The organism is Cohnella xylanilytica (genome assembly GCF_014212175.1).
GTDB lineage: Bacteria > Bacillota > Bacilli > Paenibacillales > Paenibacillaceae > Cohnella > Cohnella xylanilytica.
In genome coordinates, this window is record NZ_JACJVR010000086.1 from 43693 (window position 1) to 64193 (window position 20501).

The window sequence follows — 20501 nt, forward strand, 5'->3', positions numbered from 1 at the left end:
GGTTACGATGCGTAAAAGCGTGGCCGTATCTACGATTGTCCTCTCGACCGCGTTGGCATTATCGGGCTGTATGTCCAAACAAGGCGACGTGGGCAACAAAAATATACGGCCGAACAGCTACGGAATGCAGGGGCAAGGGCTAAACGGCACCCGGTTCGCGAACGACGGGGCGAACGAGCGGAACCGGATCCATGGCACCCAGCAGATGAACAATAACGTGACCGGGCGGCACGGAGCCTCGAATCTGGAGCTGAGCCAGACGATCGCGAACAAGCTGGCGGAGCTGCCGGAGATCAAATCCGCGTACGTCGCGCTGACGAACAACAACGCCTATGTGGCGATCGTCGAAAGACGCGACGCCGCCGGAGCTCGCCCGAACGCGGCCCATCGTCCGAACGCGGCGGTTCGGCCGAATTCGACGGATCCGGGCACGACGATTCATCCGAACGCCGCCCATCGGACGGACGGAACCGTTCATCCGGGCGCCCGTGCCAGAGGGGGAGTATCCGGCGTGAATCCGTACAGCGTCGCAGGAACCGAATTCCTGGCGACTCCGGGAACCCGGCATCATGGGGCGGGCTACCGTTCCCAGAGCGTGGGCAGCGCGGTTCCGAGAACGGGAATGCGCGACGGTTCGCGTTATACGGTCAACAATTCCGGTGCCTACGGCGGCTATTCCGCTCTGGGAACCGGGACGGGCACGACAGGAACGACGGGAACGGCGGGCGCTGGCGGTACGCGCCATGGAACGGGAACGACCGGATTTACTCCTCCTGGCGCAGGAACGACCGGGACGACCGGTACTCATCATGGAGCCGGGACGGCCGGCACCGGCACTTATGGCACCGGAACGGCGGGAGCCTCCAGCGTGGAAGTATCGGACGCGCTGAAGAACAAAGTGGCCGACGTCGTCAAAGGCATGGCTCCCGGCGTCAACAACGTATTCGTCTCGGCGAACGCCGACTTCTACGGCCGGCTGCAGAGCATGGCGGCCGACTTCGGACGGGGACACCCGATTCAAGGAATGATTACGGAGTTCAATGCTCTCGTCGAGAGAATATTCCCGCAGGCGGCCGGCACCGGCACCGGTCTGCATACGAAGACCGCACCGTCCTATTACCCGTCGACGACCCCTTCCCGCCATCCGGGATTCGGCACGACCCGCTGACCGGAAGACGGCAGGCCCGACAAGCGGCCCCCGAACGGACGAAGCCCGTTCGAGGGCTTTTTTTGGCGACGTTCGCGAACGAATCCCCGCGGGTGCGTGGGGTATGCCCGCCATCCGGAATGGGAAGGCTGAGCCGTATCATCGAGGATTCCCGTTAGGAGCGAGATCATGGACATCCGGCCGACGCCCGAGGAAGCCAAGGCGGAGCTTACGCTTGCTTACATCCTGGACCAGTTCAAGGATTGCGCGGACTTCACCCATCGTTCCTTCCCGAATAACGGCGCCAGCGTCGTCTATTTATCCTATCTGGTCGGCAACGACGAGCTGCTGCGAGAGATCGTGAAGCCTCTCTCCGGAGCGAACGACGAGGAGGCCGCCGCCCTTCTGGAATGCGATCCCTACTCCGCCACGCAGGACGCGACGGCTTGTCTGAACGGCATTCTGGACGGAAGCGCCGCCATCTTCTTCCGAGGGAGGGCTTGGCTCGTCGGCATCGGCCGCCCGATCGGCCGCACTATCGAGCAATCGGAGACGGAGTCGGTCATCGCCGGTCCTCATGACGGCTTCGTCGAGGACCTGTACGAGAATCTCGCGGTTCTTCGCAAAAGAATCAAAAGCCCGAAGCTCAAAACCGTCTTCTTGTCCGTCGGAGAGATTACGAGAACGACCGTCGCCCTCGTCTATCTCGAGGGCATCGCCAACCGCGAATTCCTCGGCAAGCTGATCGGCCGGATCGAGGGCGCCGAGATCGACGGCGTATTCGAGAGCAATATGTTCATCCAATTGATCGACGACAATCCGAATTCCGTCTTCCCCCAATATATGACGACCGAGCGGCCCGATTCGATCGCCTCCAAGATTCTCGGAGGGCGGATCGCGGCGCTCGTCGACGGAAGCCCGTCCGTGTTCAGCTGCCCGACGTCCTTCTTCGACTTCTTCTCTTCCCCGGACGATTATTACCAGAGATGGATGCTCGGCACCGCCCTGAGGCTGCTGCGGATTATCGGGTTCATCGTCACGATCGGCTTCACCGCGTTCTACGTGTCCGTGACGACCTACCATTACGAGATGATCCCCCATACGATGCTGCTCAACCTGACCGAGTCCCGCAGCAAGGTGCCCTTCCCTCCGCTAATCGAGGCGCTGCTGATGGAGACGACGATCGAGCTGCTCCGGGAGGCCGGGGCGAGGCTCCCGACGAAGATCGGCCAGACGATCGGCATCGTCGGCGGGATCGTCATCGGCCAAGCCGCCGTCCAGGCCGGCTTCACGAGCAACATTCTCATCATCGCCGTCGCCACTTCGGCGATCGCGTCCTTCGTCATTCCCAGCTACGTGATGAGCGCCTCGCTGCGATTGATTCGATTCGGACTCATCATCATGGCGGGAGTGCTGGGCAATCTGGGCTTGTTCATGGGAATCGGGCTCGTCGTCATTCAGCTCGCGGGAATTACGAATCTCGGAGCCTCCTATCTGACTCCCATCGCGCCGGTCAACTTCAGAGATATGCTCGACACGTTCATCCGCGGCCCGTTCTGGGCGTTGACGAAGCGACCGTCCATCACCCGGACTCCGAACAAGATCAAGAACAAAATGAAGAAGTAGCGGAGCAAGCTCATGAGGGAAAAGCTGAATTGGTTCCATGTCGCGGTTCTCGTCTATATGATCGAATTCGACGTAACGGCGTTCAGTCTGGCCCGCGTCACCGCGGAGAATATCGGCACGAACGGCTGGTTCGCGCTGGTTCTGACGTCGATGGCGGCTTCGATCAACATTTTTCTCTATTGGGCGGTATATCGGATAGGCAAGGGTCAGTCCTTTTTTCAGATTATGGAGTCCTTCGTTCCCAGAGGGCCGCTCGTGCCCGCGTATCTCGGGTTGGCCGCGTTCTGGGTGCTTCTGGGCTCCCTTATCGGGAAGAACTTCGTGATCGTCTCCCAAATGCTGTCGTTCCAGTCGACGCATCCGATGTATATTTTCCTCCTCTACTGCCTGCTGGTTTACGCCATGCTGGTCAAGGATCTCTACAGCATCGTGAAGGCGACGACCGTTTTCTTCCTGCTGTCGTTCTGGATGAACGCGCTGGTTCCGTATTTCCTTAGCGATTGGAAGGCGGTCCGGCTTACCCCGTTTCTCTTCCAAGGATCGGAACGCGCACACAGCCTGCAAGGTTGGGCGGAAGTATTCACGGCGTTCGTCGGCTACGAGCTGTGCCTGTTCCTGTTCCCTCACTCCGACCGGAAGACCAAGCTGTTCCGGGGCGTCCTGCTCGGCCATCTGCTGATCTCGGCGGCATACGTGACGACCGTGTTTGTTACCTACGGCTTCTTCAGCTTCCAGCAGTTGAAGGAGCTTCAGTTCCCGCTTATCAACATTCTGGAATATCTCGAGCTTCCGTTCCTGAACCGGCTGGAGAACCTGGTGTTCATGTTCTTCCTGTTCTCCAATCTCGTCACGACGGTTATGTTCTGCTTCGCGTCGCTGTCGACTCTGAGGCATGTCTTCCCGCGGGCGAAGGGCAAGACGCTCGAGACGGTTATCGTCTGTCTCGTGTTCGCCTCCGGCTTCCTGACGAAGACGGTCCGCGAGTCCGACGAGATGCTGCGCGCCCTGTATTTCACGGAGATGGCGATCGCCTTCGGACTTCCCTTGCTGCTGATTCCGATGGCCTACTTCGCGAACCGGAAGGGGAGGGGGATCGAGGCATGAAGAAGCTGCCGCTGCTTCTCGCCGCGATCGTCCTGTCCGGCTGCTCGGACCAGAAGATCATCGAGAAGGTAGGCTTCACCCGGACGATCTCGTTCGAGAAGGCCGAAGACGCCGAGGACGGACGGATCAAAGTGTCCTTCAGCCTGCCGAAGACCACCCAGAAGGAATCGATCTTCTATTCGACGGAAGCCAGGTCGATGCGCCAGGCGAGGCTGATCTTCGATCGCCAGAACGACCGAAGGATCGTCAACGGGCAGCTCCGCCAGGTGCTGTTCGGCGCCAGCCTGGCCCAGGAAGGCATCTGGAAGCACTTCGATTCCCTTCTGCGCGACCCTTCCGTCGGCAATCGCGTCCACGTGCTCATAGCGGAAGGAGACGTCGCCCAGCTGTTGAACAAGAAATATCCTCAAGGATCCACGGCGGGCGAATATATCGATAATCTGATCCGCACCGAGACCAAGGTCATGGACGTGCCGGATACGAACCTGTATACCTTCGCGCGGGATTATTACGACGACGGAATCGAGCCCGTGGCGACGATTCTCAAGGAGACGCCGAACAGCATCATCATCGACGGCATCGCGCTGTTCCGCGGAGACCGGTACGTCGCGCGGATCCCGCCGGAGGACAAGATGTATTTCGGTCTGCTGCTCGGAGGGGTCCGGGCCGGCGATTTGTTCCTCGATTTTCCGGACGAACGGTATTCGAGCGAATTGTCGACGCTTCTATACTTCGCCAGCCGCAGGAATGTGAAGGTGACGAGGACGGGTCCGATCATGGACGGGCTGGGGTTGAAGGTGGATCTGCGGTTGACGCTCAGAGGTTCCATGCTGGAGTACAACGGCGACTTGCATCTGGAGCGGCCGGAGGATCAGAAGAAGCTGGAAGCGGAGGCCGCCCGCTATGTCCAGGGCAAGTGCGAGTCGATCATCGCGACGATGCAGGAAGCGAAGGCGGACGGGATCGGGGTCGGCCAGTACGTGCGCAATACGATGTCCTACCGGGAATGGAAGAAGCTCGATTGGCCGGAGGCGTTCTCGCGCGCGAAGATCGACGTTCATGTCGAGATCAGCATCAAGGACTTCGGCAAGATTCAATAAAACCGGGCTCGTCTCCGGGCGTCCTCGCTTGCAAATCGGGCGTCCGCCCGGGAGCCCGCGCGATTGCCGCTTGCATATATTATCGTGAGTCCCGGAAGTTCGACACCTGCCGGCGATGCTGCAAAACCATGGCGTCGTCTGCGACGGAGTAAGATCCGTTTATGGCTGTACGCCCAAAATTACCGGGTTATCGCACCAGCGTCCGAAGCCTTTCATATGATAAAGTTGACTGTATCCCTTAACCTTGTAATCATTCCATTCCCGGGCAAGGAGGGGTGACACACGTTGAAAGGCAACGACCACAAAAGCAAATTCCTTCTGACCAATCGGGAACGCGAAGTTTTCGAACTGCTTGTGCAGGACAAAACGACTCGCGATATCGCTCAGCAATTGTTCATAAGCGAGAAAACGGTCCGGAACCATATCTCGAATGTGATGCAAAAGCTCAATGTCAAAGGTCGTTCGCAAGCGGTTGTCGAGCTGATCAAGCTCGGGGAGCTCAAGATCTGATTCAACGGGCGAAGCATGAGCGAGATGCAGCCGACCTTCTTTTTCGCTGCTTGCCACGAGCGGCGAGAGAGGAGGTTTTTTGACGTGATCCTTCTTCCGGGCAGCGCGCGAGCCCCGGCCTACGGCGTCCTAACGCCGCAAGCCGGGGCTTGCTCGCGTTCTCAAGAGGATGCGAGGAATCCGTTCGGGTCGATGAAGGCGACGGCATGGACGGGCGGCTTTTTCTCATCCGTCTCGCGCCTTAAGCCCTATGGCTCCCGTCCCATCATTCGACTCCGTTCGTTACGCGATCGGCGCGAATCGACTTCGTTCCGACGGTTCGGCGCGGGGAATTTGTCGCTTCGGGCGGCGCTTACGGCGGCTAGATTACGCTATATTCAGCGTTAGACGGGCGTCTTAAGTCTTCGGAAGCAAATATTTGGCGAAAATCCGATCCGACACGACAAACCGACAGCATCCGCGGAAAACGCTGTCTATACTTAAAGAAAACAGGCATCATCCAATTCATTTTCGAGTCATGGAGGGGTTGCAATGAACGAAATTATGTCCGAAGCCGCATTCGAGCAAGTGACGCAGAAGTACCGCCTGACGCAGCGGGAGAAGGAGATCCTGCATTATTGGATGAAGGACTACGACTACAAGCATATCGGGCTTCTTCTCGGCATCAGCCGCCATACGGTCAAGGTCCATATCTCCCGGATCAATCTCAAGCTGCAGGTCAACTCCAAAGCCTCCCTCATCCTCAAATTGATCGGAGCCTGACGCCGAACCCGGCGCCGGCACGCACGCCGGACGGCCCTCTCCCCGACGCCGGGGGAGGGCCGCCGGCCGTTCCGTCACCTCGCGGCGTAACGGATCGCCGACGCGAGCCGCTCGACCCCCCGCTCGATGTCTTCCTCCTTCACCCGGGTCACGCTGAGGTTGAGCAGCGCTTGACGGGGATAGTCCTTCAGATAGTGGCGTTCGATCCGGTCCAGCTCCACGGAATCGCGCCGGATCCGTTCCCGCAGCTTCGACGGGGAGACCGGACGGTGCAGGACGAGGTGCGAATGGAACGCGGGACGCTGCCCTCCGCCGGGATACGAGAACAAGCCGGCGCTCTCTTCCGCCGCCGCGCGCAGCGCGTCTTGAAGCCGGCGGGACCGGCGCGCGTACAGGTCGCGAAGCTTCCTGCGGTGACGCTCGAACATGCCGCTGCGGAAGTAGATCTCGAGCGCCGCCTGCGAGAGAAGCGAGCTGTCGATGTCGTTCAGCTTCTTGTGCCGGTTGAACGCGGCGGCCATCGTCGACGGAAGAACGGCGAGACCGACTCGGAGTCCCGGGAAAATGATTTTGCTATAGCTCTTCAAGTAGATGACCCTCTCGTCCCGATCGTACGCGTAGATCGGATCCTCCTTCGAGTCCGTCTCGAAATCCGCCAAATAATCGTCTTCGACGACGTAGACGTCGTACCGCCGGGCGAGCTCGAGAATGTCCAGCTTCCGCCGCCTGTCGTACGAGCTTCCGAGCGGATTGTGGAAGCGGGGCATCGTGTAGAAGAACTTGATCTCCCCCGTCCGGAAGATCGCTTCCAGCTCGTCCATGTCGATTCCGTCCGCCGTCCGGCGGATTCCCGCCGCGGGGATTCCGTGCGTCTCCAAGTATTCGATAAAAAGATGGTAGCCCGGCTGCTCGACGAGCACTCTCGTCCTCCCGTTCGGGAACGGGAAGGCGGCGAGCAGGGACAGCGCCTGCTGCACGCCGGAGACGACGACAAGCCTGCTCGCGTCCGCGAACACCTGATACTCGGCGAGCTGCTTGCGGAACGCGGGCATAAGCGTCTCGAGACCGGAGGGAGTTCCGTAGATGAACAGGTCGTTCTTGTACGTATCGATCGCCTTGTTGATGCAGTGCCGGAAGTCCAGATAAGGGAACATGGCGGGATCGGGAGACGACGAGGCGAAGTCGACGAGACCGGCGGAATCCGACGGCTCCGGCCGGGCCGCGCCGACCGCGTAATACCCGCTGCCGGGGACGGAATAGACGAGATGCCGCCGCTCCAATTCCGCGAGAGCGCGGATGGCCGTGGCCATGCTGCAGCCATGGCGGCGGGCCAGCTCGCGAATGGACGGCAGCTTCTCTCCCTGCCGGAAAGGAGCGCGGCCGAGCAGTCCCTCCAGCTCGGTCAGGACTTCCAAGTACTTGTGCATGGCGGGATTCCTCCGCGGCTTGTTTTACCGATCGCTGAACCGTACCGGTACAGTCGGCCGTTTTTCATATTGTAGCACGGAACTTCTCCTTATAGGATCTAGGTATCGTAGAAGGAGGAGATTCATGATGAGTACCCGGAAGTTCGATTCGCCTCGTTACGCTTATATCGCCATCGTCGTCTACGCGACGATCGTCGGCTTGTCCTTCTTGTTCGTGAAGCTGGCCTTGCAGGCCGCCGATCCGCTGGACACGCTGGCGCACCGCTTCACGGTGGCCGCCGCGGCCGCGTCGGCGCCGCTGCTGTTCGGCTGGAGACCGCGAATCCGCGCGAAGGATCTGCCGGGCCTGCTGCCGCTGGCTTGCTTCTACCCGGCGCTGTTTTTCGCTTTTCAAGCGTACGGCTTGCAGACGACGACGTCCTCCGAGGCGGGCATCGTGCACGCGACCGTCCCGATCTTCACGATGCTGGCGGCGGCCGTCTATCTGAAGGAGCGCGCGACGTTGTCCCGAGTGTTGTTCACTCTGCTGTCCGTCGCGGGGGTCGTCTACATCTTCGCGATGAAGGGCGCGAGCTTCGCCGCGGCGGACGGCCGGGGATTGCTGCTTATCCTGCTGTCCGCGTTATCCGCCGCCGCCTACAACGCGGGAGCCCGGAAGAAGTCGCGCCAGATCCCGCTGGCCGACATGACCTACGTCATGACCGTTATCGGATTCCTCGCGTTCAACGCCATCGCGATCGTCCGCCACGGTTCCGAGGGAACGCTCGGCGAGTACTTCAAGCCGTTCGGCAACGTTGAATTCGCGCTGGCGATGGCGTACCTGGGCATTCTGTCGTCGCTCGTCACGAGCTTCTTGAGCAACTTCGCGTTGTCGAAGCTGGAAGCGGCCAAGGTCGGGGTGTTCAACCACCTGTCGACGCTCGTCTCCATCGCGGGAGGGGTCGTCTTCATGGGGGATCGACTTCATGACTACCATTGGATCGGAGCGGCTCTTATCGTTCTCGGCATTCTCGGAGCCAACCGGAGGAAGCCGTTGGTTGCCAAGAGGGCGAAGGAGCAAGCGACCGAAGGCTGAGACGGAGGACGGCGGACGATTCGGGAGATATCCTTAGATTCGCGCGCCGCGCAGGTCCGACAGACGCGTTCAGTGCCGCTGGAAGCCGCTTCTCGCCGAATTCCCCGGTTTACACGATGCGGGTTATCCTTGAAAATGGGGTAGTCAGCTTTTGTGAACGCGCGTTTAGAAAGGGGAATTCCAACATGACGACCGCCGCGGCCGCCGCATCCGGACAGATGGAGACGCCATCGTACGGCATGGAGCATCTGTTCGAGAACGAGGCGCTGACGGACCGCCGTCCGCTTCGCATCCTGTCCTTGCTTTACCGGGACCATTGGCGGAAGCTTCTGCTGTCCACGTTTTTCTTCCTGATCAAGCACTCTCCGGTCTACGTTCTTCCGATCGTGACGGCCAATCTGATCAACATGGCTTCGCACCCCGGGAAGGTCGGGTCGGCCGCCCTGTGGTGGAACTTCATCCTTCTGTTCGTCGTCATCGTCCAGAACATCCCGACCCAGGTGCTTCATATCAGCTACATGAGCAAGGCGATCCGGTACGTCGAGGCGGGCCTCAGAAGCACGCTCGTGCGCAAGCTCCAGCGGCTGTCGATGGCGGCGCACGGGGAGCTGGCGGCGGGCAAGCTGCAGGCGAAGGTGCTGCGGGATGTCGAAGCGATCGAGTTCCTGTCCCGCCAGATGATGATGTCCGTCATGCCGGCGATCGTCAGCGTCATCGTCGCGGTGTGCATCACGGCGTCGCGCAGCCTGCTCGTGACGGGCTTCTTCGTTCTGACGATTCCGACGGCGCTCGTCGTCGTCTCGTTCTTCCGCAAGAAGATCCGCCGGACGAACAGCGAATTCCGCAAGCAGATCGAATCGATGTCCGGCCAGGTGTCGGAGATGGTCGGCATGATGCCGGTCACCCGCGCGCACGGCCTGGAGCAGACGGAGATCACGAAGATCGACCAGACGCTGAGCAAGCTTCGCAACAAGGGCTACAAGCTCGATATCGTGGAAGCGTACTTCGGCTCCTCGGCTTGGGTCACGTTCCAGGTGTTCCAGGTGCTGTGCCTGGCGTTCACCATCCTGCTCGCGTACCGAGGCACGATCCCCGTCGGCGACGTCGTGCTGTACCAGTCGTTTTTCACCATGATCCTGAACTCGATCTCCCAGCTGCTGAACGTGTACCCGAACATCGCGAAGGGGTTCGAGTCCATCTACTCCGTGACGGAGATTCTGCTGTCCAAGGACGTCGAAGAGTACCAGGGCAAGCGGAAGCCGGACGAAGTGAAGGGGCGCTTCTCCTTCGAATCCGTCCACTTCGGGTACCCGAACTCGGACCGGCACGTGCTGAGCGACTTCCGGCTCGACGTGAAGGCGGGCGAATGCATCGCTCTCGTCGGCGCGTCGGGAGCCGGCAAGTCCACCGTCCTCAACCTCGTCATCGGCTTCAGCAAGCCGACGAAGGGACGGGTGAAGGTGGACGGCGTGCCGATGGAGGAGCTGGATATGGGCGCCTATCGCCAGCATCTGGCGGTCGTGCACCAGAGCACCGTCCTGTTCTCGGGCACGATCCGGGAGAACATCACGTACGGCCTGCCTTCCGTCGGCGAGGAGAAGCTCGCGGAAGTCGTGCGCATGACGCATCTGCAGGACGTGATCGCGCAGCTGCCGCAAGGGCTGGACACCCCGGTCGGCGAGCACGGCGGCAAGCTGTCCGGCGGCCAGCGGCAGCGGATCGCCATCGCGCGGGCGCTCATCCGCGACCCGTCCATCATTCTGCTGGACGAGGCGACCTCCGCTCTGGACAACGAGTCGGAGTATTACGTGCAGCAGGCGATGCAGGAGCTGATCAAGGGCCGCACGACGTTCATCGTCGCCCACCGGCTGTCCACGATCCGCGACGCCGACCGCATCGTCGTCATGAAGCAGGGGCGCTGCGTCGAGGTCGGCACGTACGACGAGCTGATGGAGAAGCGCGGCGAGTTCTATCAATTGAAGCAATTGCAGGCGTAGCCTGGGGCGTTGTATGGTTAGGAAGGGAGATGCGCGGGTCCGGCCGACGGGCCCGCTCGTCCTCTATCGGGCGAAGGGACGGGGAGAGGGAATGAGAACGGCATGCGTGACGGGAGCGGACAGAGGCGTCGGCTTCGAATTGGTTAAGCGGCTGCTGGAAAAGGGGTACCGCGTATTCGCCGGCCTGTACGAGTCCGGGCCGGGGGCTTTGCAATCGCTGCGCGAACGGTATCCGGACCGGCTCGAGCCCGTCGCTCTCGACGTGGGCGATGATGGAAGCGTTCGCAAGGCGGCGGAGACGATTCGCGAGCGGACGGAGACGATCGACCTGCTGATCAACAACGCGGGCATTCTCGGCGACATCCGGCGCACCGTGAAGGACGACGAGCTCGACTTCGACGAGATGCTTCGCGTCATCAACGTGAACGCGCTCGGCGCGCTGAGGGTCGTTCACGCCTTGCTCGGGCCCGTCATGCGCTCGGAGGGCAAGCTGATCGCGAACATCTCTTCCGAGGCGGGCAGTATCGGCGATTGCTGGCGCACGAATTGGTACGGCTACTGCATGTCGAAGGCGGCGCTCAACATGCAGTCCGCGCTCGTGCACAACCAGCTGCGCGAAGAGGGCGGCCAGCTGCTGCTCATTCACCCGGGCTGGGTCCAGACGCATATGCAAGGCCGCTTGGACGCCGAGGCGACCTATACGCCGGAGCAGGCTTCCGGGCACATTCTGGACGTGATCGAGGATCATAAGAGATTCGCGGGGGAGCGTCCGGCCTTCGTCGACCTGCTGGGCAATCCGTTGCCGTGGTGACGATCGAGGCTGGGACTGGAGACTGGGCATAAGAATCCGGGAGAAGCAGGGAGGAAGACTAGCATGGATAGGGCCAAAAGAAAAGCGCTCGTGCTCGGAGATTACGAGGACGCTCCGTACCATCCGCTGTCGGCGGTGGAAGAGGAGTTCGTCTCCGTCCTGGGGGACGAATGGGAGCTGACGTTCACGGACGACTACCGCGTGCTGGAAGCGGGCGGAGCCGCCGGCTTCGATCTGTTCGTCTCCTACGCCGATTGCTGGTTCAAGGAGCTGGAGCCTTCCGCCGCCGGGCTGCTGTCGTTCGTCGCCGGGGGAGGCGGCCTGCTCGTCGTGCATACCGGGGTGGCGCTTCAGAAGAGGCGCGAACTGTCGCCGATGATGGGCGCCTTCTACGAGGGCCACGGTCCTTACGGGCGGCTCGAGTACAAGGCGACCGACGTCCCCCATCCGATTACGGAGGGCATCGCCCCGTTCGCGATGGACGAGGAGCCTTACCGGTTCGAGCTGTATCCGATCGCGGGATCGACCGTTCTGATGGAGTACCGGGACGAGGAGGGGACTTGGCCCGCGGTCTGGGCGCACGAATTCGGCTTGGGGCGGGTCGCCTATCTGCAGCCGGGACACCACCGTCCGAGCTTCGACGCGCCTCAGGTCCGGCGCCTGCTCGCGAACGCCGCCCGCTGGTGCGGGGGCCGGGCATAAGCAGCATCTAAAAGGCAGCACGAGGCCGGTTATCCTTGTGCTGCCTTTGCTTTGCGCTATTGTCCGGCGTGCTCCGGCTCGTCTGGCGCTCGTCTGGCGCTCGTCCGCGCGGGATCGGACTTCATCCGCTCGGTGCGGAACCGCCGGATGCCGCGGAAGCTCGGCGGCTGCCTGTCGGCAATCCGCAAGAACATGAATGCTCTCCCGGACGGCTTGGGGATAGCCGCAGGCGAGGAGGCTCTGAATGCCGAATATTTCNNTGCCGAATATTTCGGCATTGGAGGCCTCGCTCGCTGGCGCGGCAGCTTTGAATGCCGAATATTTCGGCATTGGAGGCCTCGCCCGCAGGCGCGGCAGCTTTGAATGCCGAATATTTCGGCATTGGAGGCCTCGCCCGCAAGCGCGGCAGCTCTGGATGCCGAATATTTCGGCATTGGCGGGCGCTCCGAGAGGATGGGGGAGGGATAGCCTCCTCGCGGCCCCATTGAATTTCGGAGCTTAACGTCGCTATGCAAGGGAGAGCGGCAATCCGGAAGGAAGGAGGCCGTCTCCGTCCCCCTTGCGGATTGCCGCCGTCGACTTTTGAGCCGGCCCGGCCCTTCCCGTTTATCCCGCCTGGCTGGAGAGACCCGAACCCGAGCGCGGCAGAACGACGTGGAACGCGATCGTATCGGTCCCCACGGTCCGCACCTCGATCGTCCCCCGGTAATGCTTGACGCGCTCCTGCACGATCGGGAGCCCGAGCCCGGAATGGCGATCCGACTTCGTCGTGTAGCCCGGCGCGAAGAGGAGCTCGGGATCGATGCCCTCGAGCGATCGGACGCGGTTGGTCACGACCAGTTCCACCCGGTCGGAGCCGCAGCGCATCGAGGCGTGAACGAGCCGATCGGCGGGCGGCAGCAGCTCGCTCTCGTCGAAGGCGTTGTTGACCAGATTGCCGACGATCTTGACGATGTCGATCATGCGGATCGTCGAGAGGGATTGCCATTCGTCCGACAGCTCGCAGGTGAAGGGAATGCCCCGGCTGACGGCGACGGCGGTCTTCGCCTGGACGAACGCGGCGAGCGCGGGGGAGCCATGCTGGACGACCGCGTTCACCGCGTGCGTCTCCTTGACGACCTCGGCCATATAGGCCTTGAGCTCGGCCGTCTTGCCCATCTGAAGCATCGTATGCATCACCTGCACGTGATTGAGGAAGTCGTGCCTCTGGCCGCGGATGGACGTGAACATCCGGTTGATCTCCTCCACGTACACGTCCTGGGCCATGCGGGCCGTCTCCTCCCGCGTCCGCCCGAACAGCCAAAGGATGAGGACCAGGGAGACGAGGCCGAGGACGATCGCTCCTCCGATGAGGCCCGGTACCATCGCCCCGCGGCTCCCGATCCTGTCCAGGAAGTACAGGATCTCGATAGTAGCCAGGAGGCCGAATTGCAAGATGATGAACAGGACGAGAGGCGAGATGCCGGCGCCGGAATGGTCCACGACCCGATCGAGCAAGCTTCGGATCCGCTTCAAGCCCCGCCGACGAACGTACCAGGCGGCCAGCCACTCGACGGCCAGAACCGGATACAGGGCGAGCAGCATGTACGCGAGGGAGCCGTCCTCCATGAATGAACCGGGCGGCTGCTTCCACCCGAACACGAACGCCGACGAGGTCGCGAGATCCGTCGCGATTCCGATCAGATACGCGGTGACGAAGATGCCGATCTTGCGCTTCAAGCTCGTCCTCCGGAATAGGAGAGCGAGCATCAGGGCGCTGCACAGCAGGGAATTGACGAGATGCAGGTGCAGCGGCAAGTAACGGATCAGGGCGTCGGTGTAGATCGAGGAGCCGACGGCGAGCAGGGCGACCCGCTTGTACAAGCCGGGAGCGGGCCGCTCCAGGAGCGCGAAGGCGAGACACCAGATCGTGAACGTCTCGGGCCAGGAGACCAGCAGATCCATGACGGCGAAGTTCCAGAACGATTCCATCTTGATGCCTCCGTAAGGTGTCGAACCGCTAAAATGGCTAATCGCTAAAGTCCGAACGGCTCGTCCGTTCGGGTCGACAAGACAAGAGGCGGGTGAAGCCGATTGGCGCGCGCGAGTAGGCCTCTTTTACTAATTTAAAGCTTTTGGACAACTTTGGATATGAAGCCGGGCTAAAAATATTGTAAAAAAATTAACCAAAATATCGTTCGCCGAAGGAGGGGGGGCTCGGCCGCCCAAGCGGCGGCGGATTTCCCTGCGGTCCCGAAATCCCTTATAATTCAACTCATAACACCTAGCGGAAGAGAGGGAAGCCCGGATGGCAAGCGCCGAATCGACGGAAGGCGAATTAACGAAGCACGAGCAGCTCTTGCTCTATATCCGGGAGCTGCCGGTCGGCACCCGGATCTCGGTCCGCCAGATGGCGAAGGAACGGGAAGTGTCGGAAGGAACGGCGTACCGGGCGCTGAAGGAAGCCGAGCAGCTCGGGTACGTGAACACGAAGGAGCGGATCGGAACGGTCCGCGTGGACAAGAAGCGCCGCAACCGGCCCGAGCAGCTGACGTTCGCCGAAGTGCTCGAGATCGTGCAGGGCAATCTGCTCGGCGGGGAAGAGGGCTTGGAGAAGACGCTGCACAAGTTCGTCATCGGCGCGATGGAGCTGGACGAGATGATGGGCTACATCGACGCGGGCAGCCTGCTCATCGTCGGCAACCGGGAGAACGCGCACCGGGTGGCGCTCGAGCACGGGGCCGGCGTTCTGGTGACGGGGGGCTTCGGCACGAGCGAAGACGTCAAGGCGTTCGCCGACGAGAAGCAGCTTCCGATCCTGACGTGCAGGCACGATACCTTCACGGTCGCCTCGATGATTAACCGGGCGATGTTCGACAGGCTGATCAAGAGGAAAATCATGGTGATCGCCGACCTGGTGGAGCCGACGGCGAAGACGGGGGCGCTCCGGCAATCGGCGACGGTGGCCGACTTCCTGAAGCTGAGCGCGGAGACGGGCTTCATGCGGTTCCCGGTGACCGACGAGTGGAACCGGGTCGTCGGGATGATCACGTCCAAGGACGTCGTCGGCTCGCCGTCCTCCCAGACGTTGGATAAGCTCATGACGAGGCGGCCGATGACGGTCACGATGGGAACGCCGCTCGCGTCCGCCGCCCACCGGATGGTGTCGGAGGGCATCGAGCTGCTGCCCGTCGTCGATCGGCAGCGCAAGCTCGTCGGCGTCGTCAGCCGGGCGGAGGTGCTCCGCTCGATGCAGTTCGCCGGCAAGCATCCGCAGCTCGGGGAGACGTTCGACGCGCTTATGTGGGGAGGCTTCTCCGAGCGCAGGGACGAGGACAACCGCCTCATCTTCGCCGGGCTGGCCACGCCGCAGATGGCGGGGCCGCTGGGCACCGTAAGCGAAGGCGTGCTGACGGCCCTCATGCAGCAGGCGGCGGCCAAGACCGCGGACGATCTGCGCAAGAGGGAGCATGTCCTGCAGAACATGACGACCTACTTCCTGAGGACGGTGCCGATCGACGCCTCGATCACGATCGTGCCGAGCATCATCGAAGCGAGCCGCCGGCATCTGATGATGGAGGTGCAGGTGCTGCAGGACGGCGACGTCATGGCCCGGGCGATGCTTACCGCGCAGACGATCGATGCTTTGTGAAGTGCGAGTGGTTGCGCATGCCCGCGAACAGGTTGAACAGGCCCATGACCATGAACAGGGCGCCGACGATGACGCGGAGCGTCGAACCGCTGAACAGCACCATCTGGATGAGCGCGAGGAAGATGAGGGTGGTCCCGATGCTCATGTTCATCCGGGCCCCGTACAATCCTCTCAGGATCGGGTCCCGGCTGCGGCGGGAGCGGAAGCTGAAGATGACGGCCAGCACGGACGTCACGACGACGACCAAGCCGAAAATCCACTGAAGCGTTTGGATCATGTTGCGTGCAACCCCTTCGATAGACGTTGCCTATCATTGTAGCATATTCGCCGCCCGTTCGCCTCGGGGAAGGCGCGGCGCCGCCCCGTCCCCGAGCGCCTATTTGCGGAGCCGCACCTCCGCTTCGACCCATGCCTGCAGCACGCTGTCCGCGACCAGCATCGTCTTGATCTGGACGCCGTAGTCCTTGTCCCCGATGTCCGTGTACACCTTGCCTTCGAGCAAGCGGCGGACGAGCTGGGCGTCGGTTCCGATCTCGTAGACGCTTCTCCCCTTCAGAATCGACAGATCCTTCTCCAGCGCTTCCTTCAGCTCCACCTGCACGACCGATTCGAGAGCGGGCTTGCCCTCGGGCGGCTTGACGAAGATGACGATGCTGCGAATAACCGACACCTGCCGGTTCAGCTGCAGCTGCTTCTCCGCGAGCTCGAGCTGCTCCTTGATCTCGTAATTCTGGGTCATGATCCGGTTCGTCTGGTCCAGAATCATGGCGTTGTAGACGGCCGCCCCCACGATCATGCCGCACACGAAGAAGGCGATCGCCTGCATGCTTCCGCGGTACCGCTTGAAGTCGGGAACTCGCATCGGATCTCGTCACCCCGCGTTCCGGCACATCCATTGGATGAGCTCCGTGGCCAGATGCGCGCCGAGGAAGGCGCACAGAATGTAGGCGATCTGCTGCACGGCGGGCGACAGGTAGCCTTCCATGACGTGGGATTCGATGACGCGGATCGGATCGATGGAGCCCCCGATGGCGACGACGACGGCCCAGATTTTGATGCGCCCCGCGATGTCCAGCATCGTCTCCTGGGGCGGACGCCACAGGAACAGAGAAGCGAGCCCCGCGAGCATGGCCGCCCCCAGCACGACGCCGAAGGCGATGAAGAAGTCGAGCGTCGCCTGGGAATAGAAGCGGTACAGCCGATCCCAACCATCGTTCATGACGATCCCTCCCCTATCAACTATATGGGACGGGCCGGCGGGCTTATGATACAATTAAGAGACGGAGTTTAAGGGAAAAGAAGGGATCGGACATGTGCGAATTCGTGCACTTGCACGTGCATAGCGAATACAGCCTTCTGGACGGCGCCTCCCGCGTGAAGGAGATGGCCGCGAAGGCGTCGGAGCTCGGCATGAAGGCGCTGGCCCTGACGGATCACGGCGCCATGTACGGCGCCATTCCTTTCTATAAAGCTTGCCGCGAGAGAGGCGTCAAGCCGATCATCGGGATGGAAGCGTACATGACGGCCGGCTCGAGGCTGGAGAGGGCGTCGAGGCGGGAGCAGCCGATCTACCATCTGACGCTGCTCGCCAAGAACGCGGCCGGCTACCGGAATCTGATGAAGCTGACCTCGATCGGTCACCTCGAAGGCTTCTACTATAAGCCGCGCATCGACTTCGAAGCGCTCTCGGAGCACGCGGAGGGGCTGATCTGCCTGAGCGGCTGCCTGAGCGGAGAGCTGTCGCAGCTACTGCTCGGCGACCGGTACGACGAGGCGAAGGCGCTGGCGCTGCGTTACCGGGACTTGTTCGGCGAGGACTACTTCCTCGAGATCCAGGACCACGGCGTGCTGGAGCAGAAGAAGACGGCGGCGGGCCTGGTCCGGCTTCACGAGGAGACGGGCATCCCGCTCGTCGCCACGAACGATTCGCACTACCTGTGCGAGGAGGACTCGGTCCTGCAGGACGTCCTCATCTGCATCGGCACCGGCAAGACGCTGGAGGACGAGGACCGGCTGAAGATCGACACGAACCAGCTGTATTTGAAAAGCGGGGAGGAGATGGCGGCGCTGTTCCGCCACCTGCCGCAGGCGATCGCGAACACGGCCGTCATCGCGGAGCGGTGCGAGCTGGAGCTCGACTTCGGGCGGCATATTCTGCCCGAATTCCGTCCGCTGCCGGAAGGGTTGTCGGCGGGCGGCTATTTGGCGCGGCTGTGCCGCGAAGGACTGAGCGAGCGTTACGGGCACCTGCCGGAGTGGAACGAAGGCGAGGAGGGGGACGGCTCCTTCCGGCGCCTGGCGGAGGAGCGGCTTCGCTACGAGCTCGAAGTCATCGGGCGCATGGGGTTCGACGATTATTTTCTCATCGTATGGGACTTCATCCGCTTCGCGCACGAGCAAGGCATCGTCACCGGACCGGGACGCGGCTCGTCGGCGGGCAGCCTCGTCGCATACTCGCTCAAGATCACCGACGTCGATCCGATCAAGCATAAGCTGCTGTTCGAGCGGTTCCTCAACCCGGAGCGGGTGACGATGCCGGATATCGACATCGACTTCAGCGACGAGCGGCGGGACGAGGTCATCCGCTACGTCGCGGACAAGTACGGCGGCGAGCACGTCGCGCAGATCATCACATTCGGAACGCTGGCGGCGCGGGCCGCGGTGCGGGATGTCGGGCGCGTCATGAACGTGCCGTACGGGGAAGTGGACAAGGCGGCCAAGCTGATTCCCGGCATGCACGGCATGTCGATCGAACGCGCGGCGAAGGAGAACGCGGAGTTCCGGGCTCTCGCCGAAGGGACGGGGCCGATCGCCGAGCTGATCGCCATGGCCCGGCGGGCGGAAGGGATGCCGCGCCACGCCTCCACCCACGCCGCTGGCGTCGTCATCTCGTCGGAGCCGCTGACGGACTACGTGCCGCTCCAGGAAGGAACGGGCGGCGTTCCGCTGACGCAGTATTCGATGGAGCACCTGGAATCGATCGGGCTGCTTAAGATGGATTTTCTCGGGCTGCGGACGCTCTCCATTATCGAACGGGCCCTCCGCTGGGTGCAGGAGGAGACGGGACGGGAGCTGCGCTGGGAGGAGGTGCCCTACGACGATCCGCTCACGTACGAGCTGATGGGGCGGGGCGACACGACGGGCATCTTCCAGCTCGAGTCCGCCGGGATGAGGCGCGTGCTGAGGGAACTGAAGCCGTCTTCGTTCGAGGACATCGTCTCCGCCGTGGCGCTGTACCGGCCCGGCCCGATGGAGTTCATTCCGCAATTCATCCGCGCCAAGCACGGGGAGTCGGAAGTCGAATATCCGCATCCGACGCTGGAGCCGATTCTGAAGGATACGTACGGCATTATCGTCTACCAGGAACAGATCATGCAGATTGCGTCTTCGATGGCCGGCTTCTCCCTGGGAGAAGCGGACCTGCTGCGCCGGGCCGTCGGCAAGAAGAAGCGCGAGGTGCTGGACGAGCAGCGGGCCCACTTCGTGCGGGGCAGCCTCGGGCAAGGGTACGGCGAGGAAGAAGCGAACCGCGTCTACGACCTGATCGTGCGCTTCGCGGACTACGGCTTCCCCCGGGCTCACGCGGCCGCGTACGCGGTGTTGGCCTTCCGGACGGCGTACCTGAAGGCCCATTACCCGGTGCCGTTCATGGCCTCGATGCTGACGGCCGTCGTCGGCAACCAGCGCAAGACGGCGGAATACGTCGACGAATGCCGCCGCATGGGCATCGCCGTGCTGCCGCCCGACGTGAACGAGAGCGGCGTGCTGTTCGCTCCGGCGCCCGGCGGGCCGGCCGGGGCGGGGGCGGGCGGCGAAGCCGGAGGCGGACATGGAGCCGAACTCGGAGCGATCCGCTTCGGTCTGGCGGGCGTGAAGAACGTCGGCACCCAGGCGATCGAGAGCATCCTCTCGGTGAGGGCGGAAGGCCGCTTCGAGAGCCTGGTCGATCTGTGCCGCCGGGTCGACCCCCGCGTCTGCAACAAGCGGGTGCTGGAGTCGCTTCTGCTGTCGGGCGCGCTCGACTCGCTGCCGGGCCACCGGTCGCAGCTGCTGGCCGCGCTCGACGAAGCGGTCGAAGCGGCCGCCGCCTGGCGGAAGGAGAAGGAGGAGCTCCAGATTGAGCTGTTCGATCTCGGCGAATCGCCGAACTGGGAGGTCGACCTGCCGGAGGTCATCCCGTTCACGGCGGCCCAGACGCTGGAGCTGGAGCGCGAGCTGCTCGGGCTCTACTTGTCCGGCCATCCGCTCGACGAATACGACAGCCTGTGGGAGAAGCTCGGGCTCGACCGGCTCGTCGACCTCGCGGAAGCGGCGGACGGGGCAAGCGTGCTGACCGCGGGGATGATCGTGTCGGTCAAGCCGATCGTGACCCGCTCCGGGCAGGCGATGGCGTTCCTCGAGCTGGAGGACCGAATCATGGGGACGGAGCTCGTCGCGTTCCCGTCGGTCTGGAAGACGTCGGCGTCCGTCTGCTCCAAGGGCTCGCTCGTCCTCGTGCGGGCGAAGCTGCAGCACGGGGACGAAGACTTCAAGCTGCTCGCGGACGACATCGTGCCGCTGTCCGCGCCGGATCTGGAGGCGCAGGCGCTGCGTCTGCGCCTCCAGATCC

18 protein-coding genes are annotated in these 20501 nt (G+C 62.5%); 12 read left to right on the forward strand and 6 right to left on the reverse strand.

Features of this window, described 5'->3' with window-relative positions; genetic code table 11:
- The first annotated feature begins 7 nt into the window (after positions 1-7).
- The 6 genes from H7B90_RS22415 (at position 8) to H7B90_RS22440 (ending at position 6249) form a co-directional block, all read left to right on the forward strand.
- A complete protein-coding gene (locus H7B90_RS22415; protein WP_185138133.1) occupies positions 8-1168 on the forward strand; it encodes a YhcN/YlaJ family sporulation lipoprotein in 1161 nt (386 codons plus the stop codon).
- Between the two features lie 168 nt (positions 1169-1336).
- Positions 1337-2773 (forward strand): spore germination protein, encoded by a 1437-nt coding sequence (locus tag H7B90_RS22420; protein ID WP_185138134.1) that lies wholly within the window; start codon positions 1337-1339, stop codon positions 2771-2773.
- A gap of 12 nt (positions 2774-2785) precedes the next feature.
- Positions 2786-3877 (forward strand): GerAB/ArcD/ProY family transporter, encoded by a 1092-nt coding sequence (locus H7B90_RS22425; RefSeq protein ID WP_185138135.1) that lies wholly within the window; start codon positions 2786-2788, stop codon positions 3875-3877.
- Positions 3874-4977, forward strand: coding sequence for a Ger(x)C family spore germination protein (locus H7B90_RS22430; protein WP_185138136.1), 1104 nt, complete (start codon positions 3874-3876; stop codon positions 4975-4977). The genes H7B90_RS22425 and H7B90_RS22430 overlap by 4 nt, the downstream gene beginning before the upstream one ends.
- 285 nt (positions 4978-5262) lie before the next feature.
- Entirely contained in the window at positions 5263-5487 is a 225-nt protein-coding gene (locus tag H7B90_RS22435) for a helix-turn-helix domain-containing protein (RefSeq protein WP_136373465.1), read from the forward strand.
- 531 nt (positions 5488-6018) lie between these two features.
- The gene (locus tag H7B90_RS22440; protein WP_185138137.1) at positions 6019-6249 is read left to right on the forward strand and encodes a helix-turn-helix transcriptional regulator; all 231 of its coding nucleotides are present in this window, start codon (positions 6019-6021) and stop codon (positions 6247-6249) included.
- 74 nt (positions 6250-6323) lie between these two features.
- On the opposite strand, the gene H7B90_RS22445 is transcribed toward H7B90_RS22440, so the two are convergent.
- Complete coding sequence (locus H7B90_RS22445) at positions 6324-7676, reverse strand: aminotransferase-like domain-containing protein (protein ID WP_185138138.1); 1353 nt, start codon at positions 7674-7676, stop codon at positions 6324-6326.
- Between the two features lie 124 nt (positions 7677-7800).
- On the opposite strand from H7B90_RS22445, the gene H7B90_RS22450 reads away from it, so the two are divergent.
- From H7B90_RS22450 to H7B90_RS22465, 4 genes are all read left to right on the forward strand, one after another.
- Positions 7801-8751 carry a DMT family transporter gene (locus H7B90_RS22450; RefSeq protein ID WP_260411160.1) on the forward strand — a complete coding sequence of 317 codons (951 nt, stop codon included), beginning with the start codon at positions 7801-7803 and terminating at the stop codon, positions 8749-8751.
- Positions 8752-8936: 185 nt separating this feature from the next.
- The gene (locus H7B90_RS22455) at positions 8937-10748 is read left to right on the forward strand and encodes an ABC transporter ATP-binding protein (RefSeq protein ID WP_185138139.1); all 1812 of its coding nucleotides are present in this window, start codon (positions 8937-8939) and stop codon (positions 10746-10748) included.
- A gap of 91 nt (positions 10749-10839) precedes the next feature.
- A complete protein-coding gene (locus H7B90_RS22460) occupies positions 10840-11559 on the forward strand; it encodes an SDR family NAD(P)-dependent oxidoreductase (RefSeq protein WP_185138140.1) in 720 nt (239 codons plus the stop codon).
- 63 nt (positions 11560-11622) lie between these two features.
- Positions 11623-12261 (forward strand): ThuA domain-containing protein, encoded by a 639-nt coding sequence (locus tag H7B90_RS22465; RefSeq protein ID WP_185138141.1) that lies wholly within the window; start codon positions 11623-11625, stop codon positions 12259-12261.
- A 56-nt stretch (positions 12262-12317) separates the two neighbouring features.
- Here H7B90_RS22465 and H7B90_RS22470 read toward each other — a convergent pair whose 3' ends face one another.
- Positions 12318-12455 (reverse strand): hypothetical protein, encoded by a 138-nt coding sequence (locus H7B90_RS22470; RefSeq protein WP_185138142.1) that lies wholly within the window; start codon positions 12453-12455, stop codon positions 12318-12320.
- A 412-nt stretch (positions 12456-12867) separates the two neighbouring features.
- On the reverse strand, positions 12868-14232 hold the full coding sequence (locus tag H7B90_RS22475) for a sensor histidine kinase (protein ID WP_185138143.1): 1365 nt from the start codon (positions 14230-14232) through the stop codon (positions 12868-12870).
- A 316-nt stretch (positions 14233-14548) separates the two neighbouring features.
- On the opposite strand from H7B90_RS22475, the gene H7B90_RS22480 reads away from it, so the two are divergent.
- Positions 14549-15892 carry a DRTGG domain-containing protein gene (locus H7B90_RS22480; RefSeq protein WP_185138144.1) on the forward strand — a complete coding sequence of 448 codons (1344 nt, stop codon included), beginning with the start codon at positions 14549-14551 and terminating at the stop codon, positions 15890-15892.
- Here H7B90_RS22480 and H7B90_RS22485 read toward each other — a convergent pair.
- The 3 genes from H7B90_RS22485 to H7B90_RS22495 all read right to left on the reverse strand — a co-directional run bounded on the left by H7B90_RS22485 (position 15864) and on the right by H7B90_RS22495 (position 17090).
- Positions 15864-16169 carry a YtpI family protein gene (locus H7B90_RS22485; RefSeq protein ID WP_185138145.1) on the reverse strand — a complete coding sequence of 102 codons (306 nt, stop codon included), beginning with the start codon at positions 16167-16169 and terminating at the stop codon, positions 15864-15866. The genes H7B90_RS22480 and H7B90_RS22485 overlap by 29 nt on opposite strands.
- Before the next feature lie 99 nt (positions 16170-16268).
- The gene (locus tag H7B90_RS22490) at positions 16269-16754 is read right to left on the reverse strand and encodes a sporulation membrane protein YtrI (protein ID WP_185138146.1); all 486 of its coding nucleotides are present in this window, start codon (positions 16752-16754) and stop codon (positions 16269-16271) included.
- Between the two features lie 9 nt (positions 16755-16763).
- Positions 16764-17090, reverse strand: coding sequence for a YtrH family sporulation protein (locus H7B90_RS22495; RefSeq protein WP_185138153.1), 327 nt, complete (start codon positions 17088-17090; stop codon positions 16764-16766).
- 113 nt (positions 17091-17203) lie between these two features.
- On the opposite strand from H7B90_RS22495, the gene H7B90_RS22500 reads away from it, so the two are divergent.
- Positions 17204-20501 (forward strand): DNA polymerase III subunit alpha (locus H7B90_RS22500; RefSeq protein ID WP_185138147.1); only part of this gene is annotated, 3298 nt, incomplete at its 3' end.

Coding starts and splice junctions, on each gene's coding strand:
- H7B90_RS22415 (WP_185138133.1), top strand. CDS start 8: ATGCGTAAAAGCGTGGCCGTATCTACGATTGTCCTCTCGACCGCGTTG.
- H7B90_RS22420 (WP_185138134.1), top strand. CDS start 1,337: ATGGACATCCGGCCGACGCCCGAGGAAGCCAAGGCGGAGCTTACGCTT.
- H7B90_RS22425 (WP_185138135.1), top strand. CDS start 2,786: ATGAGGGAAAAGCTGAATTGGTTCCATGTCGCGGTTCTCGTCTATATG.
- H7B90_RS22430 (WP_185138136.1), top strand. CDS start 3,874: ATGAAGAAGCTGCCGCTGCTTCTCGCCGCGATCGTCCTGTCCGGCTGC.
- H7B90_RS22440 (WP_185138137.1), top strand. CDS start 6,019: ATGAACGAAATTATGTCCGAAGCCGCATTCGAGCAAGTGACGCAGAAG.
- H7B90_RS22445 (WP_185138138.1), bottom strand. CDS start 7,676: ATGCACAAGTACTTGGAAGTCCTGACCGAGCTGGAGGGACTGCTCGGC.
- H7B90_RS22450 (WP_260411160.1), top strand. CDS start 7,801: ATGATGAGTACCCGGAAGTTCGATTCGCCTCGTTACGCTTATATCGCC.
- H7B90_RS22455 (WP_185138139.1), top strand. CDS start 8,937: ATGACGACCGCCGCGGCCGCCGCATCCGGACAGATGGAGACGCCATCG.
- H7B90_RS22460 (WP_185138140.1), top strand. CDS start 10,840: ATGAGAACGGCATGCGTGACGGGAGCGGACAGAGGCGTCGGCTTCGAA.
- H7B90_RS22465 (WP_185138141.1), top strand. CDS start 11,623: ATGGATAGGGCCAAAAGAAAAGCGCTCGTGCTCGGAGATTACGAGGAC.
- H7B90_RS22470 (WP_185138142.1), bottom strand. CDS start 12,455: ATGTTCTTGCGGATTGCCGACAGGCAGCCGCCGAGCTTCCGCGGCATC.
- H7B90_RS22475 (WP_185138143.1), bottom strand. CDS start 14,232: ATGGAATCGTTCTGGAACTTCGCCGTCATGGATCTGCTGGTCTCCTGG.
- H7B90_RS22480 (WP_185138144.1), top strand. CDS start 14,549: ATGGCAAGCGCCGAATCGACGGAAGGCGAATTAACGAAGCACGAGCAG.
- H7B90_RS22485 (WP_185138145.1), bottom strand. CDS start 16,169: ATGATCCAAACGCTTCAGTGGATTTTCGGCTTGGTCGTCGTCGTGACG.
- H7B90_RS22490 (WP_185138146.1), bottom strand. CDS start 16,754: ATGCGAGTTCCCGACTTCAAGCGGTACCGCGGAAGCATGCAGGCGATC.